This window comes from Paramesorhizobium deserti (assembly GCF_001558695.1).
GTDB lineage: Bacteria > Pseudomonadota > Alphaproteobacteria > Rhizobiales > Rhizobiaceae > Paramesorhizobium > Paramesorhizobium deserti.
In genome coordinates, this window is the sequence record NZ_LNTU01000023.1 from 121724 (window position 1) to 136174 (window position 14451).

Genomic DNA, 14451 nt, shown 5'->3' on the forward strand with positions numbered 1-14451 from the left:
TTCGCCTTTCTCAATTGACGAGCCGGGGGAAGCCATGGATCAGCATCAGGCCGAACAGGGATTGCGCGGCTGTGTAGTAATAGAGCAGCCGCATGTTATCGAAGGTAACGCGCCGCTCCCGGTCAAGTTTTCCGGCGACATATCGTGCGATGGTGTATCCGCCGAAGATGACCAATGTGAACACCATCTGTCCAAACAGCGCGGCCGCCATATAGACCATGGCGCCATAGGAATTGGCGGTGGGTGCCAGGCCTGTTCGCAAATGGCCTGCGAGTTCGACGCCCAGCGATCCGACGAGGCAGGCCACGGCGAGAAAAATCGCGACGGGCACCGCTACCCGCCCTTTCCCGGGCTGCGGAAGCAGACGATCGGCAAGGAAGATCAGCGCCGAACCCGCCAATAGAAGAAGCGCTGACGCTGCCGGCCATGGCAATCCAGGGAGCGCGGGTGAGCCGGTAGGTGACCACACCTCCGGTGATACGGTCCACAGGAAAAGATAGGAAAAGACATAGGAGAGATAGAGCGAGCCTGCGACGAACATCAGCACGACCATTGCCCACCAGGAATGCGACGTCGGGCCGGACATGTAGGTGGGCAGGCTGATGCCGCCGCCGATATCGACCGGCCCCCTGGACGGCCCGTGATCGAGGGGCCATGTCCAGACGAGGCAGAAGGCGATGGCAAGCACACCGCAGACGAGGGCGATCGTAACGAATTTGACGGTCAGAAGCAGGAAGAAGGCGGCCGTGAAGATCGCCGCCAGAAAGGGTGACCATGCCGAACCCGGCATCCGGATCACATATTGCGGTTTTGCGTCGATCGGAGACGTGACGATCGTCTCGCGTCCGCCGGTCGGCGCGTTCGGCAGATAATAGCGTCCCTCCCGCACATCATCGGCGAGGTTCGGCTGGTCCCAAATCGGCTCGCGGCTGGTGACCAGCGGAATACTGCGCGTCGAATAGACATCATTCGGCAGCCATTCGAGCGTCCCTGCCTGCCATGGGTTCTCAGGACCGCCCCGGCCGGGGCGGAAGCGCCGGATCAGGTCGATGACGAACAGCAGCACGCCTGCGCCGAGGATATAGGAGCCGATCGTCGAGATCATATTCAGCGTGTCCCAGCCGAGTTCCCCCGGATAGGTCCAGACGCGTCTCGGCATGCCGAGGAGCCCTGTCAGGTGCATGGGAAAAAAGGCGATGTTGAAGCCTGCGAACATCAGCCAGAACACCCATCGTCCAAGGCGCTCCGACAGCATGTTCCTGCTCGCCATCGGCATCCAGTAATAGAAGGTGGCAAATAGCGGGAACACCATTCCACCGACCAGCACATAGTGGAAATGGGCGACGACAAAATAGGTGTCGTGAACCTGGAAATCGAACGGCACCATGGCGACCATCACGCCGGTGAGGCCGCCAATGGTGAAGATGAACAGGAATCCCAGAATGAACAGCGATGGCGTCGTGATGCGGAATTTCTCGCGGCTGGCGGCGATGGTGGCGATCCAGGAGAAGACCTGGATGCCGGAGGGAATGGCGACCGCCATGCTCGCTGCGGAAAAGAAGGCGAGGCTCAGCGCGGGAATGCCTGTCGTGAACATGTGGTGCACCCACAGGCCGAAGGAGAAAAAGCCGGTGGCGATCAGGGCTATGACGATCAGGCGATAGCCGACGAGCGGGGTACGCGCCATGGTCGGCACCATCATCGAGACCAGGCCGGCGGCCGGCAGGAAGATGATATAGACTTCCGGGTGGCCGAAGAACCAGAAGAGGTGCTGCCAGAGAAGGGAATCGCCTCCCTTGGCCGCGGTGAAGAAGGGCCAGCCGAAGGAGCGTTCGATTTCCAGCATCATGGTCGCGAGGATGACCGCCGGGAAGGCGAACATGATCATGCTGGCGAAGATCAGCATCGACCAGGCGAAGATCGGCATTTTCGCAAGCGTCATGCCGGGTGGGCGGGTGCGCAGCGCGCCGACAACGATCTCGACCGCGCCGGCGATCGCCGATATCTCGATGAAGCCGATGCCAAGCAGCCAGAAATCGGCGTTATCGCCGGGGGAATATTCCTTCAGCGTCAGCGGCGGATACATGAACCAGCCGCCGGCGGGCGCCAGATCGTAGAGGATCGTCGAGAAGAAGACGAGGCCGCCGATCACATAGGCCCAGATGGCGAATGCGCTGAGTCGGGGAAAGGGGAGATCGCGTGCGGCCAGCATCTGCGGCAGCAGCATGACGCCGAGCGCCTCGACAGCGGGCACGGCGAAAAGGAACATCATCGTCGTGCCGTGGACCGTGAACATCTGATTATAGAGTTCCTGGCCTATGAAATCGTTGTCGCTTGTTGCAAGCTGCGTCCGCATGAGAAGCGCCAGAACGCCGGCCATCAGGAAGAACAGGAAGGCGATGCCGATATAGAGGAGGCCGATCTCGGTGTTGTTCACCGTCGTCACGATGCGCCATCCACGTGGTGTCGCCCATACACGCTCGAGCTCTTCGAGCTCGCCCTCAGGGCGGGGCGTCTGGTTCGGCAGGTCGAGGCGTCTTTCGTTTTCCATTACCGTTCACCGCAATTGATAGAGCAGGACAAGGCCGCCGAGATAGACGATGGTGACAATCGCTGAATCGAGCCCGATGCGGGCGATGGTGGTGTCGCGGCGCTCGGCGAGCCCGCCGAGGAAAAGGGCCGTGACAATGATGCCGAGCAGGGCGCCGAAAATCGAGAAGCTGCCGACGGTGTTGAGGACCGGCTGGCCGGAGGAGGCCGCATCGATGACGAAAACCAGCCCTACATTGATGAGATTGGTGCCCAATATGTCGGAGATCGCCAGGGTGAACAGGCCGCGTCGGGCTGCCGTCAGTGCCGTGCTCAGCTCGGGAAGCGAGGTGGAGATGGCGACAAGGACAAACCCGACAAAGCTCGCCCCCAGTCCGGTCTGTCGGGCTATCGCATCGCCCGTCTGTGACAGGAGATAACCCGCCACGAGGATGACCAGGGCAAGCGCGGTCGTGCGCCAGATGAGGCCGGAAAGAGAGAGATCTTCCGCACCGTCTTCGCTTTCTTTCGCTTGCCCTTCTTCAAGGAGATGCTGTTCGACCTTGCCTTTACGTGCGGCGAGCCACGGCCGACGATCCTGTTCGCGCGACAATAGCCAAATGCTGGCGATGTAGAGACCGAGACATCCCCAGGCCCAAAGACCTATTCCGAAAAATCCGACATCGTTGACCACCATGCCGGCGGCGACGAAGGCGAGAAGGATGATGTTCAATACGCCCTGCAACATCACGCGCGGCTCGGGAACGACCGCCGTCAGTGCCCGGTGGCCGATCGTGAAATCGACGAGCGCCAGAACCGTGACCTGCATTGCTATGCTGCCGAAGAGATTGTTGATGGCCAGACTCGAATTGCCGCTGAGCGATGCGGTGAGGGTGACGCCGATCTCCGGCAGCGAGGTGACGCCGGCGAGCAGGATCATGCCGATGGCAGCATGGCCGATCCCTGTTTTTCTGCTGATGGTCTCGGCATGGCCGGTGATTCTGACACCGGCAAACCAGACGCTTGCTGCCGCGCCGGCAAAGATTGCGATGTTGAGCCAGAGACTGATGCTGGTGAAATCAGGCATGGCGGTCACCGCAAGTGCGCGAGATAGGACGAGAGGCTGGCCAGCTCCTCGTCGGTGAAGATGCGGTAGGCCGGCATCAAATTTTCCGGCTTGATGTGCTGGCCGTCGCGGATCCAGCGGGCGAAGGCATCCGCATTGTTGGGCAATGTGGCGGCGGCGAGCGAATGCCTGCTGCCGACATGGGTCAGGTCGGGGCCGATGGTGCCGTTTGCGGTAGTGCCCCGTACTGTGTGGCAGGCACCACAACCGCTCGCCAGAAAGAGCTCGCGTCCTCTAGTCTCCGGGTTTCCCATCGGTTCCTTCGCCTGTTTCGCTTCATTGGCGAGCCAGGCTGAGAAATCTTCTTCGGGCATTGCGATGACGAAGAACGACATCAGCGCGTGGGGACCACCGCAATATTCCGCGCATTGTCCCCGGCTGACGCCAGGCTGGTGGACATTAAGGGTCAGCGTGTTGACGCGTCCGGGGATCATGTCGAGTTTTCCCGCGAGCTTCGGCACCCAGAAGGAGTGGATCACATCCGCCGAGGTGAGATCGATCCGGACAGGCCGGCCTACGGGAAGGCGCAACTCGTTGGCGTTTTCCACGCGGTGGCCGTTTTCATCGTGGTAGATGACGCGCCACCACCAGCGTTCGCCAACGACCGATATGCGCAAGCTGCCTGACGCACCGGCAGAGCCGCCGCCCATGCCCAGGACGATGATGCCGTAGGCAAGGAGAAAGGTCAGTGTCACCGCGGGAAAGATCAGCCCGGCGCCGACCACCAGTCTGTCGCCGGCGAGCCGGCGGCGCCATCGCTCGCTTCCGAACAGCGCCACTGCCGCGATGATGGCGGTGACGATGAAGACGGCGGTGCAGAACAGGATGAGCACCCATGAGAGCGTGTTGATCCTGGCCGCCTCGGCGCCTGTGGGATCGAGTGCTGACTGGACGCCGGCGCATCCGCTTACGAGAACGAGCGCCGTTCCAGCAGCCAGCCATTGCGGGGAGCCTCGCCTCATTGCCCGGCCTCCGTCGGCAATGCCGGTCTTTCCAATCCATCATTGGAGGGGAGGGAAGCGAAATAGGCGGCGACGTCCGATATCTGCTCCTCGGTCAGGCGTCGCGCGACGGTGGCCATGATCTGGCCGTAGCCTGTCGCGTCGCGTCCACCCTTCTGCCACAGTCGCAATTGCCCGGCGATATAATCGGCATGCTGACCGGCCAGCGAGGGAAAGGCGGGGGCTCGGCTACGCGAATGGCAGGCGAGACAGGACGGGACACCGCTTCCTGCATCGCCATTGATGGCGAGCATGCGCCCCCGCTCCAGGCTCTTCGCGTCGGGCCGATCCTCATCCCGATGCGGCTTTGGTCCGAGCCCGGCATAATAGGCGGCGAGCCTGCGCATTTCATTCGCGTCGAGGCTTCCCGCCACGGGCTGCATGATGCCGCTCGGGCGCGTGCCCGCCGCATATTCGGTGAGCGTGCGCAGGAGATAATCCTGGGACTGTCCGGCAAGCTTCGGAACCAGATCGCTGATCGTCTCCTCAGCCGCATCGTCATGGCAGCGGATGCATTGCGTCAGTGCTGCTGTGCCGCTGCCATGTGTCGGCTTCTCGTTGCTCTCGTTGGAAAGGCGGCTCACCCCGGACAATCGGCGATAGTCCTTCGTTACGTCACGGGGCAATTGTTTCAGGAATGCGGTCAGCGCCCAGACCTCGTCGTCGCGTCGCTGTGCGGGCCAGGCCGGCATGCCGGTATATTTGAGGCCGTGCTTGACGATCCAGAACACTTCTTCCGGCGTCTGGCGGGCAACGGCCCCGGCGAGTGGCGGCGGGGGAGGCAGCATGCCGGAGACGATCACGCTGGCAGACTCGCCCGGCCTGCCATGGCAGGGCGCGCAACTGCCTTCGAAATGCGCGGCGCCCAGGATGATCAAGTCGGAACCGTCGAGTGGCGGCGGATTCTCGACGAAATAGCTCCGCGTCTCGACGGATTGGCGGCGCAATTTATCGAGAATCCATGTGGTGATGGCTAAATGCTCACGCGTTGCCGCGACGTTATAGAAACCGGACCATATGAAAACGGCGATGCCGACGATCAGGAAGGTGATCAAGATACCAGTGGCAAGGGCCAGTCGTTTCCACCCCAGAATCGTCTTCGGGATCATGCACGGGCCTCGCGCATATCGTCGGCGGGCTTATTCATCCTGGCAATCTCATCGAACCACAGGGCAGCGATGACGATGCCGGCCAGCACATAGGTCGCCGGGCAGGCGGCGAGCATCAGCAGGCCCGCCAGTTGCTGATCGGCGAGTGTGGAAAGATGCGTTGCCCCGTGGCCCGAGAGAATGCCGGGATAAAGGATGCGTGGCGCGAAGACGAAGAGAACGCCCAGCAGGCAGAATATCTTGCTGGTGATGAGAAGGGCCAAAATGGCCCGCCAGCGCCGGTGTCCATTTATCCGGAAGATGGCCGACCAGAACCAGAAAGCGGATAGAAAAAGAGAGGCCTGCATGGCGAGATGCAGGAGGTGCGACCGCATGGCGGCATCAAGCGCCGGCGGTGCGTGCCATGCCCACAACAGGACCAGCTGCGTGATCATGGCGGGAAAGAGCAGGGTGCGGCCCGGTATCCGATACTCCGGCCAAACCCTCACGCATGCCAGCGCCACCACGGGAGCGCAGGCATTCATCAGAACGATGTGCGTGACCATCTGCGTGGTCAATGGGCCTAAGGCATTGAACATTCTCGCCAAACGTGCGGCGTTCTTAAATGTTCCTCCGCGGTCAGGCGCTTACGCCAGGTTTTTCCAGCCTTCGTCGGGAGCAAAGCGGAGGCCGTACTGCTGCTCGAAGCGTTTCAATGTGGCTACGATGTCTTCTGCGCCGCGGGTGCGGGCATAGTGGATGGGGCCGCCGCGGAACGGCGCGAAGCCGGTGGCGAAGATCATTGCGCCGTCGAGCATGTCCGCGTCCTCCACGATGCCTTCGCGCAGGCAGGCCACGCAGGTGTTGAGCATCGGCAGGATGAGGCGGTCCGCCATTTCAGGACTGGGTGCGGCCGTATCGGATGCCTTTTTCGGCCGACCCTTGTCGTCATAGTCGTAGAGCCCCGTGCCGGCCTTCCGACCGGTTTCACCTGCCTCGACCTTCTGCGCGAGCCACGCTGGAATTTCAGGCATGGCGCCACCAAGGCTCTCCTTGAGCATGCGGGCGACTTCGAGGCAGATATCGAGACCGACACGGTCGGCCAGTTCGATCGGCCCCATCGGCATGCCGAAATCGGTGGCGGCGCGGTCGATCGTCTCCTTGGCGGTTCCCTCGTCCAGCATGACAAAGGCCTCGACCAGATAAGGCGTCAGCGCCCGGTTGACGAGGAAACCTGGCGCGCTTTTCACCGTGGCGGGCAATTTGCTGATCGCGCCGCAAAAGGCGCGTGCCCTATCGAGCGTCGACCGGCTTGCCTGATCGTGGGCGACAATTTCGACCAGTTCCATCTTTGCGACTGGATTGAAGAAATGCAGGCCGACCAGACGATCCGCGAAAGGCAGGTTCTCACGCAACGTCTCGAGTGGAATGCTCGATGTGTTGGTGGCGAGAAGTGCATTTTTCTTCATTTTCGGTGCAATCGCCTCGAAAACCCGGCGTTTTATGTCGGCCTTTTCGGCAATCGCCTCAATGATGAGGTCAGCCTTCGCTATGCCGGATTGCTCGAAATCCGGCATCAGCCGGTCGAGCGCGTCGCGCCGCTCGATGCCCGAATGAAGCTTCTTGCCGTAGAACTCCGCCGCCCGCCCGATCGCCCCGGCCATCGCATTGCGATCGAGATCGGAGAGCGAAACCGAGAGGCCGCGCGCGGCGCACCAGGCGGCGATGTCGCCGCCCATCGTGCCGGCGCCGATGACATGGACATGGCGGATGCCGCTTTCACCCTTGGCGGCACCTTTCAGCTTCTCGCGAAGGAAGAAGACGCGGATCAGGTTTTGCGCGGTGTCGCCGACGAGCAGTTGTGAGAAGGATTTGATCTCCGCCTTCTGCATCGCCCTGGCGTCGCCGCCATGCTCCTCCCAGAGATCGATGAGGCGATAGGGCGCGGGATAATGCTGCTGCGGCGCATGCTTCTCCGCCTGGGCCCGCATCTGCCGGGCGGCAATCTGGCGGGCCGGCTGAAAGCCGAAAACACCGGATTTGAGGCTGCCGCGGCGGGTCTTCACATTCCCGGAGACTGCCGCACGCACAGCATTCTCGACATGACGCTCCTCGATCACCGTATCGACCAGGCCAAGCGATTTCGCCTTCTTCGCGTGCACGGTCCTTCCAGTCAGCATCATGGTCATCGCCTCGACGGGATCGATCAGCGACGTCAGGCGGAAGGTGCCGCCGAGGCCCGGATGCAGGCCGAGCAGCACTTCGGGGAAGCCGAGCTTGGCATCGCTGATGGCGAGACGATATCTGCAGGCAAGCGCGAGTTCCAGCCCGCCGCCGAGGCAATGGCCATGGATGACGGCGACCGTGGGGATGTCGAGCGCCGCCAGGCGGTCGACGATCTCGTGCGCACGCGTCATGCGCTTTTCGACCTCCTGCTCCTCTTGCGCGGTCACGCCCCTGAAATCGCGGATATCGGCGCCGGCGACGAAACCGTTCTTCTTGGCCGAGCGGATGACCAGGCCCTTGGCGCCCATGCCTGAGATATCGTCCAGCGCCGTGTCGAGTTCGGCCAGGACGGCCTCCGACAGGGTGTTGGTGCTTTCATCTGATCTGTCGAGGATCAGCCAGACGATGTCGTCGTCGCCCTTGATGATCCGCCAATCGGTCAGGATATTCGCCGAGCCGGAGCGCGGACCGAGCTCCATGTTGCGAGGGGCGAGCGTGTTCCATACGGATGTGTCGGTGACGGGCATCAGACGACCTCCAGAAGCATCGCGCCGCCCTGGCCGCCACCGATGCATTCGGTGGCCATGCCGCGCTTGAGGCCAAGACGACGCATGGCGTTGACGAGGTGAAGCACGATGCGGTTGCCGCTCGCGCCGACGGGGTGGCCGAGGCTGATCGCCCCGCCGTCTACATTGAGCCGGTCGCGATCGATGGGGCCGAAGGTGCCTTCGAGCCCGAGCACGTCACGGCAATATTGCTCATCCTCCCATGCGGCAAGGCAGGCCAGCACCTGCGCGGCGAAGGCCTCGTTCAACTCCCAGAGGTCGATATCCTCGCGGGCAAGGCCCCGGCGTTTCATCAGCGCCGTACAGCAAAGCGTCGGCCCGAGCCCCATGATCGACGGGTCGAGCGCCGACCATTCGGCATCGATGATGCGGGCGAGCGGCTTGAGCTTGTGTTTCCTCACCGCCTCTTCGGAGGCGAGGATGACCCAGGAGGCGCCGTCGGTGATCTGGGAGGAATTGCCGGCGGTGACGTTGCCATAGGGCTTTTCGAAAACGGGTTTGAGGCTTGCCAGCTTCTCCAAGGAGGTGTCGGGCCGCACGCCATCATCATGATCGTAAAGTTCGCCGCCGCGGCTGACCGCCGGGATGAGTTCGCCATCGAGGAAGCCTTCCTGATGCGCCCGCGACAGTCGTTGGTGGCTCTCCAGCGCATAGGCATCGGCCGCTTGCCGTGTGATGCCGAAGAGATGGCCGATCATCTCCGCCGTCTGGCCCATGTTGAGCTCCGTCATGGGATCGGTCAGCCCGCGCTCCAGCCCGATGACGGGCTTCGCCATTTCCGGGCGGAAATCAGCCAGCGCGGCGGTCTTGCCCCAGGCGGTCTTCTCCGACGCAAACCGGGCGAACCATTTCGTCGCCTCCTGACTCAACACCAGCGGCGAATGCGACAGGGCTTCAGCACCGCCGGCCAGGATCATATCCACCTTGCCTACCTCTATCATGCGGAAGGCGGTGTCGATGGACTGCATGCCCGAGCCGCAATTGATCTGGACGGTGAAGGCGGGCATCGCCGCGCCCATGCCGAGCCGGAGGGCTGCGACGCGCGCCGGGTTCATCTCGTCGGCGATCACGTTGACGCAGCCAAGGATGACCATGTCGAAGGTTTCCGGCGAAAAGGACTGGCGGGCGAGAAGCGGCCGCCCGCACTGGACGGCGAGATCGACCGGGGTGAAGGGGCCCGGCTTGCCGCGGGCGCGCAGAAAAGGCGTCCGCGTGCCGTCGACGAGATAGACAGGCCGGCCAACGGCGGCCGTGTCTCCGCCGATGGCCGATGCGGCTGATTTGGCGGGCTTCGACGGGCGCGTCCGGGTTCTTGTTTTTGGCGGGGCGGCGGCGGGTTTCGGTTTCTGGGCCATCACGTATTCCCGTCTACTGGCAGAATTTCGGATCGGCTTGATCCCTAAGGAGAGGGCAGGCCTCTATACCATGGATTGCATGCGGATCGAACATGCCATTGCCGAAATCTACAGTGATCTGCGGACTTCATCACCAATAGCGCGGATATCCGTAATAGCCGTGGTAGCGTTCCTCATAGAGGCGGTCGACGGCTTGCGTGGGGTCATATTCGGGTGCGTTCTTGACCTGATCGCGTGTCAGGTTCACATCCACCATCTCTTTCGCCCAGTCGACGCTGGTGACCGCGCGGGGAGCGACAAGGACCTTCTTTCCCGGCCACCAGTTCCTGGTATCGACGACGAGATAGCGGATGGTCCAGTTGTCCAGATCGATCAGGAATTCCTCGATGTGACCGATATCGCCATCCTTCGCCTGGATATAATAGCCGGTAACCTCCTCGGTGGAGCATAGATGGGGGTCTCCCTCATCGGTCTCCTCCTCTCCGGCGATCGGTGGTGTCTCGACCGGCCGCGGGAGGATGGTCAGGCCCGCGCCCACGGGCGGATATCCGACCCAGTAAGGTTCCCAGCCATAATGGCCATAAAGATTGTTCTCGTGATGGCGCGAGACCGGCGCGTCGGTATCGATCTCCGGGCTGTCCTTCACCTGCTGCTTGGTCACATTGGCGGGGAATGCCCGGTGCGGCATCTCCGGCTCGGCGACCGCCTTCGGCGGAAGGAGCACCTTTCGCCCGCTCAGCCAGGTGCCGGTGTCCACAACAAGCCAGCGGATCGTCCATTCCCGGTCATCAAAAAGAAAATCGTCCACGGAACCGATCGCGCCATCAGTGGCATCGATCGTGTAGCCGATCAGGTTGGATGCATTCCACAACATCGTCAGAGTCCTCCGGATGAACCTAATTCTAAACGGAAGGAGACGATGTTCGTTCCTTGGCAGTCAGCTCATGGATCGCGGAGAATGCACAGAGGCGTAAAGCCAGTTTTTAAAATTGAATAATTGTTCAAGTCTCTCACTGGCATTGCCGATGGGCCGGACTATAACTGTTGCTGTTCGCGGCTCAGATGATTCATCGAAATAAAAGAGACCACAGCGTGCCGGACCGAAGATCGCCACTGGCTCCGTTCAGACATGATATGTTCCGCACGATCTGGATCGCGAGCCTTTCGTCCAATTTCGGCGGACTGATCCAGGCCGTGGGCGCCGCCTGGATGATGACCTCCATTTCGAATTCGGTGAACATGGTCGCATTGGTGCAGGCGTCGACGGCGCTGCCTATCATGCTGTTTTCCGTGGTTTCGGGCGCGCTTGCCGATAATTTCGACCGGCGCCGGATCATGCTCGTCGCCCAAAGCTTCATGCTGGCGATCTCCGCCGTGATGACGATCTTCGCCTATCTCGGCCTGATCACGCCCTGGCTCCTGCTGGCATTCACCTTTCTGCTCGGCTGCGGCACGGCGCTCAACAACCCATCGTGGCAGGCCTCGGTGGGCGATCTGGTGCCACGTGACGACGTTCCCGGCGCGGTTGCGCTCAATAGCATGGGCTTCAACATCACGCGCAGCGTCGGCCCGGCGATCGGCGGCATGATCGTGGCTGCCGCGGGGGCCGCCGCGGCCTTTGCGGTCAATACGGTGAGCTATTTCGCCATCATCTTCGCGCTCGCACGCTGGCGACCCGGCATCACGCCGAATGCCTTGCCGCGCGAGACGCTGGGACGTGCCATCGGAGCGGGCCTGCGCTATGTCGCGATGTCGCCGAATATCGTGAAGGTGATATTTCGCGGCTTCTTCTTCGGTCTTTCCGCAAGCGCGGTCCTGGCGCTTCTGCCTTTCGTGGCGCGGGATCTCATCGGTGGCGGTCCGCTCGTCTATGGCGTCATGCTCGGCTCATTCGGGGTGGGCGCGATCGGCGGCGCGCTTCTGAGCGGCCGGTTGCGGGAGATCCTGTCGAGCGAAGGAGTGGCGCGGTGGGCATTTCTCGGATTTGCGATCAGCGCAGGGATTGTCGGGTTCAGCAACAATGTCTGGTCGACCAACGCCGCCTTGCTGATATCCGGCGCCTGCTGGGTGCTTGCGCTATCGCTTTTCAACATGACCGTGCAGCTTTCGACGCCGCGCTGGGTGGTCGGCCGGGCGATGTCGCTTTCCCAGACGATGACCTTCGCCGGGATCGCCGGCGGCAGCTGGATATGGGGTCTGGCAGCCGAGGAATATGGCGCGGACAATGCGCTTTATGCATCCGGCGTGCTGATGCTGGCCGGCGCGGCGTTGGGCCTGCGTTTCGCCCTGCCGGAATTCACATCGCTCAATCTCAATCCGCTCAACCGTTTCAGCGAACCGCTCCTGCGGCTGGACCTGCAGCCGCGCAGCGGGCCGATCGTCATTATGATCGACTATAATATTGCCGAGGAAGACGTTCCCGCATTCCTTGCCGCCATGGCGGAGCGGCGGCGCATCCGTATCCGGGACGGGGCAGGGCAGTGGGGGCTGATGCGCGATCTCGAAAATCCGGAGATTTGGACAGAGAGCTATCACACGCCAACCTGGGTCGAATATGTGCGCCACAATCAGCGGCGGACGCAGGCGGATGCGGAGGTGAGCGACCGGATCAGGGCGCTGCATCGCGGGCCGACCGATCCGCGCGTGCATCGCATGATCGAGCGGCAAACCATTCCGCCGCACGAGATCACCGCCTACAAGACGCATGTGGAGATGCACTGACGATAGCGGCGCCGCGCTCAGGCGGTGCGGGCTTCCCGCTTGGCGAGTGTCGAGACGAGATCGCCGAAACGGTCGCCCTGGACCGCGATATGGCTGCGCAGGAGCGCGCGGGCGGCTTCCGCATCGCCGGCCAGGATCGCCTCGACAATGCCGGTATGCTCGCTGAACGAGGTCTTCATGCGGTTGCGCACGCGCAGTTGCAGTCGCCGGTAGGGGCGCAGGCGACGGTGCAGTGTGGTGCACTGCTCGGCAAGAAATTCGCTGTGGCTCGCGGCATAGATCGCGCCGTGGAACAGCTCGTTGTCGTAGTAATAAGCGTCGGTATCTCCGCTCTCGGCTGATCGCTCGCACTTGCCGTGGGCGGCCAGGAGATCGGCGCGGTCTTCTTCCGTATAGCGGCGGGCCGCGAGTGCGCCCGCCATGCCTTCGAGCTCAGCCATGACCTCGAACATCTCGTAGATGCGCTGCGGACCCGGATCGACGACGACCGCGCCGCGTCGCGGGCGGATTTCGACGAGACCAATGGCGCTCAACTGCATCAGCACTTCGCGGATAGGGGTGCGCGACACGCCAAACCGCTTGGCCAGTTGCACCTCGTCCAGCCTTTCGCCGGGGGCGAAAAGCCCGGTGACGATGCCGTTCTCAATCTTGTCCCTCAGTCCCTGGACGATGTTTTCCGCCATCTGGAATTTCCAATCACATACAGAATTGTCATTCTTGCATACAATATGTTTGACTTTGCGTGCAAGATATATGCACGATTGGCGATCCTGATTGGAGAGCAGGATCGTAAGGGAGGAAAGAATGAAGACATTCACGAGAGTTCTGAAGGCTGCGGCCTGTATCGCCTTCGGCTGTGTCGTCGCATCGGGCGCGGGCGCGCAGACCATATTGAAGGCATCGCACCAGTTCCCCGGCGGGAAGGGCGACATACGCGACGAAATGGTGCAGATGATCGCGCGCGACGTGGCGGCCGCCAACGTCGATCTGCAGATCCAGGTGTTCCCCGGCTCATCGCTTTACAAGCCCAATGACCAGTGGAACGCGCTGACGCGCGGCCTTCTCGACATGTCGTCCTTTCCGCTCGACTACGCCTCGGGCAAGCATCCGCAGTTTTCGGCGACGTTGATGCCGGGGCTGGTCGGAAATTTCGATAGGGCGATGCGGCTCAATGATTCCGACTTCATGAAGGACATCAAGAAGGTCATCGAGGATGCCGGCGTTGTCGTGATCTCCGATGCCTGGCTTTCCGGCGCCTTTGCCTCGAAAAAGAACTGCATCACCGCGCCTGACACCATCAAGGGCCAGGTGATCCGCGCGGCAGGGCCGGCCTTCGAGGAAATGCTGGTGGCGGCAGGGGCCTCGATTTCCTCCATGCCGTCATCGGAAATCTACACGGGCATGCAGACGGGGGTTCTCGATGCGGCCAATACGTCTTCGGCGAGCTTCGTGTCCTACAGGCTTTTCGAGCAGGCGAAGTGCTTGACGGCGCCGGGAGAAAACGCGCTCTGGTTCATGTATGAACCGGTGCTGATGTCGAAGAAGGTGTTCGACGGCCTGACGCCCGACCAGCAGAAGGCTATCCTTGCCGCTGGCGAGAAGGCCGAGGCGTTTTTCAACGAGGAAGTCCGCAAGGGCGACCAGAAGCTGATCGACACGTTCAAGCAGGCCAACGTCGAAGTCGTCGAGATGTCCAAGGCGGATTACGACGCCTGGCTCGCCGTAGCGAAGGAGTCTTCCTACAAGAATTTCGCCGAACGGGTGCCGGGCGGTGAAGAGCTGATCAAGAAGGCTCTCGCGGTCGAATAATCATCCGATGAACATGACGGCCGGCAATCG

General features: G+C 62.0%; 11 protein-coding genes. 2 read left to right on the forward strand and 9 right to left on the reverse strand.

The genetic code is table 11. The features are described 5' to 3' along the window. Positions 1 to 10: 10 nt before the first annotated feature. The 8 genes from ctaD to ATN84_RS13525 all read right to left on the reverse strand — a co-directional run bounded on the left by ctaD (position 11) and on the right by ATN84_RS13525 (position 10765). Entirely contained in the window at positions 11 to 2551 is a 2541-nt protein-coding gene (ctaD, locus tag ATN84_RS13490; protein ID WP_068882171.1) for a cytochrome c oxidase subunit I, read from the reverse strand. 6 nt (positions 2552 to 2557) lie between these two features. Further along, entirely contained in the window at positions 2558 to 3616 is a 1059-nt protein-coding gene (locus ATN84_RS13495) for a sodium:calcium antiporter (protein ID WP_068882641.1), read from the reverse strand. A 5-nt stretch (positions 3617 to 3621) separates the two neighbouring features. After that, positions 3622 to 4617: a cytochrome c oxidase subunit II gene (locus ATN84_RS13500; RefSeq protein ID WP_068882172.1), complete on the reverse strand. Its 996-nt coding sequence runs from the start codon at positions 4615 to 4617 to the stop codon at positions 3622 to 3624. Further along, complete coding sequence (locus ATN84_RS13505; protein ID WP_068882173.1) at positions 4614 to 5765, reverse strand: c-type cytochrome; 1152 nt, start codon at positions 5763 to 5765, stop codon at positions 4614 to 4616. The genes ATN84_RS13500 and ATN84_RS13505 overlap by 4 nt, the downstream gene beginning before the upstream one ends. After that, the gene (locus ATN84_RS13510) at positions 5762 to 6343 is read right to left on the reverse strand and encodes a cytochrome c oxidase assembly protein (protein WP_068882174.1); all 582 of its coding nucleotides are present in this window, start codon (positions 6341 to 6343) and stop codon (positions 5762 to 5764) included. Before ATN84_RS13510 ends, ATN84_RS13505 begins: the two co-directional genes overlap by 4 nt. A 48-nt stretch (positions 6344 to 6391) precedes the next feature. Then, on the reverse strand, positions 6392 to 8497 hold the full coding sequence (locus ATN84_RS13515; RefSeq protein WP_068882175.1) for a 3-hydroxyacyl-CoA dehydrogenase NAD-binding domain-containing protein: 2106 nt from the start codon (positions 8495 to 8497) through the stop codon (positions 6392 to 6394). After that, complete coding sequence (locus tag ATN84_RS13520) at positions 8497 to 9891, reverse strand: acetyl-CoA C-acetyltransferase (protein WP_082766285.1); 1395 nt, start codon at positions 9889 to 9891, stop codon at positions 8497 to 8499. The genes ATN84_RS13515 and ATN84_RS13520 overlap by 1 nt, the downstream gene beginning before the upstream one ends. Positions 9892 to 10021: 130 nt before the next feature. Beyond that, on the reverse strand, positions 10022 to 10765 hold the full coding sequence (locus ATN84_RS13525) for a PRC-barrel domain-containing protein (RefSeq protein WP_068882176.1): 744 nt from the start codon (positions 10763 to 10765) through the stop codon (positions 10022 to 10024). Between the two features lie 188 nt (positions 10766 to 10953). Here ATN84_RS13525 and ATN84_RS13530 point away from each other — a divergent pair, with 188 nt between their 5' ends. Continuing rightward, positions 10954 to 12612, forward strand: a complete 1659-nt coding sequence (locus ATN84_RS13530; RefSeq protein WP_068882643.1) for an MFS transporter — start codon at positions 10954 to 10956, stop codon at positions 12610 to 12612. 17 nt (positions 12613 to 12629) lie between these two features. On the opposite strand, the gene ATN84_RS13535 is transcribed toward ATN84_RS13530, so the two are convergent. Continuing rightward, positions 12630 to 13295 carry a GntR family transcriptional regulator gene (locus tag ATN84_RS13535; protein WP_068882177.1) on the reverse strand — a complete coding sequence of 222 codons (666 nt, stop codon included), beginning with the start codon at positions 13293 to 13295 and terminating at the stop codon, positions 12630 to 12632. A gap of 121 nt (positions 13296 to 13416) precedes the next feature. Here ATN84_RS13535 and ATN84_RS13540 point away from each other — a divergent pair, with 121 nt between their 5' ends. After that, on the forward strand, positions 13417 to 14421 hold the full coding sequence (locus ATN84_RS13540; RefSeq protein ID WP_068882178.1) for a TRAP transporter substrate-binding protein: 1005 nt from the start codon (positions 13417 to 13419) through the stop codon (positions 14419 to 14421). The last annotated feature ends 30 nt before the right edge of the window (positions 14422 to 14451 follow it).

Excerpts from the sequence above, each read along its gene's own strand:
- ctaD (WP_068882171.1), bottom strand. The coding sequence starts at position 2,551 with ATGGAAAACGAAAGACGCCTCGACCTGCCGAACCAGACGCCCCGCCCT.
- ATN84_RS13495 (WP_068882641.1), bottom strand. The coding sequence starts at position 3,616 with ATGCCTGATTTCACCAGCATCAGTCTCTGGCTCAACATCGCAATCTTT.
- ATN84_RS13500 (WP_068882172.1), bottom strand. The coding sequence starts at position 4,617 with ATGAGGCGAGGCTCCCCGCAATGGCTGGCTGCTGGAACGGCGCTCGTT.
- ATN84_RS13505 (WP_068882173.1), bottom strand. The coding sequence starts at position 5,765 with ATGATCCCGAAGACGATTCTGGGGTGGAAACGACTGGCCCTTGCCACT.
- ATN84_RS13510 (WP_068882174.1), bottom strand. The coding sequence starts at position 6,343 with ATGTTCAATGCCTTAGGCCCATTGACCACGCAGATGGTCACGCACATC.
- ATN84_RS13515 (WP_068882175.1), bottom strand. The coding sequence starts at position 8,497 with ATGCCCGTCACCGACACATCCGTATGGAACACGCTCGCCCCTCGCAAC.
- ATN84_RS13520 (WP_082766285.1), bottom strand. The coding sequence starts at position 9,891 with ATGGCCCAGAAACCGAAACCCGCCGCCGCCCCGCCAAAAACAAGAACC.
- ATN84_RS13525 (WP_068882176.1), bottom strand. The coding sequence starts at position 10,765 with ATGTTGTGGAATGCATCCAACCTGATCGGCTACACGATCGATGCCACT.
- ATN84_RS13530 (WP_068882643.1), top strand. The coding sequence starts at position 10,954 with ATGATTCATCGAAATAAAAGAGACCACAGCGTGCCGGACCGAAGATCG.
- ATN84_RS13535 (WP_068882177.1), bottom strand. The coding sequence starts at position 13,295 with ATGGCGGAAAACATCGTCCAGGGACTGAGGGACAAGATTGAGAACGGC.
- ATN84_RS13540 (WP_068882178.1), top strand. The coding sequence starts at position 13,417 with ATGAAGACATTCACGAGAGTTCTGAAGGCTGCGGCCTGTATCGCCTTC.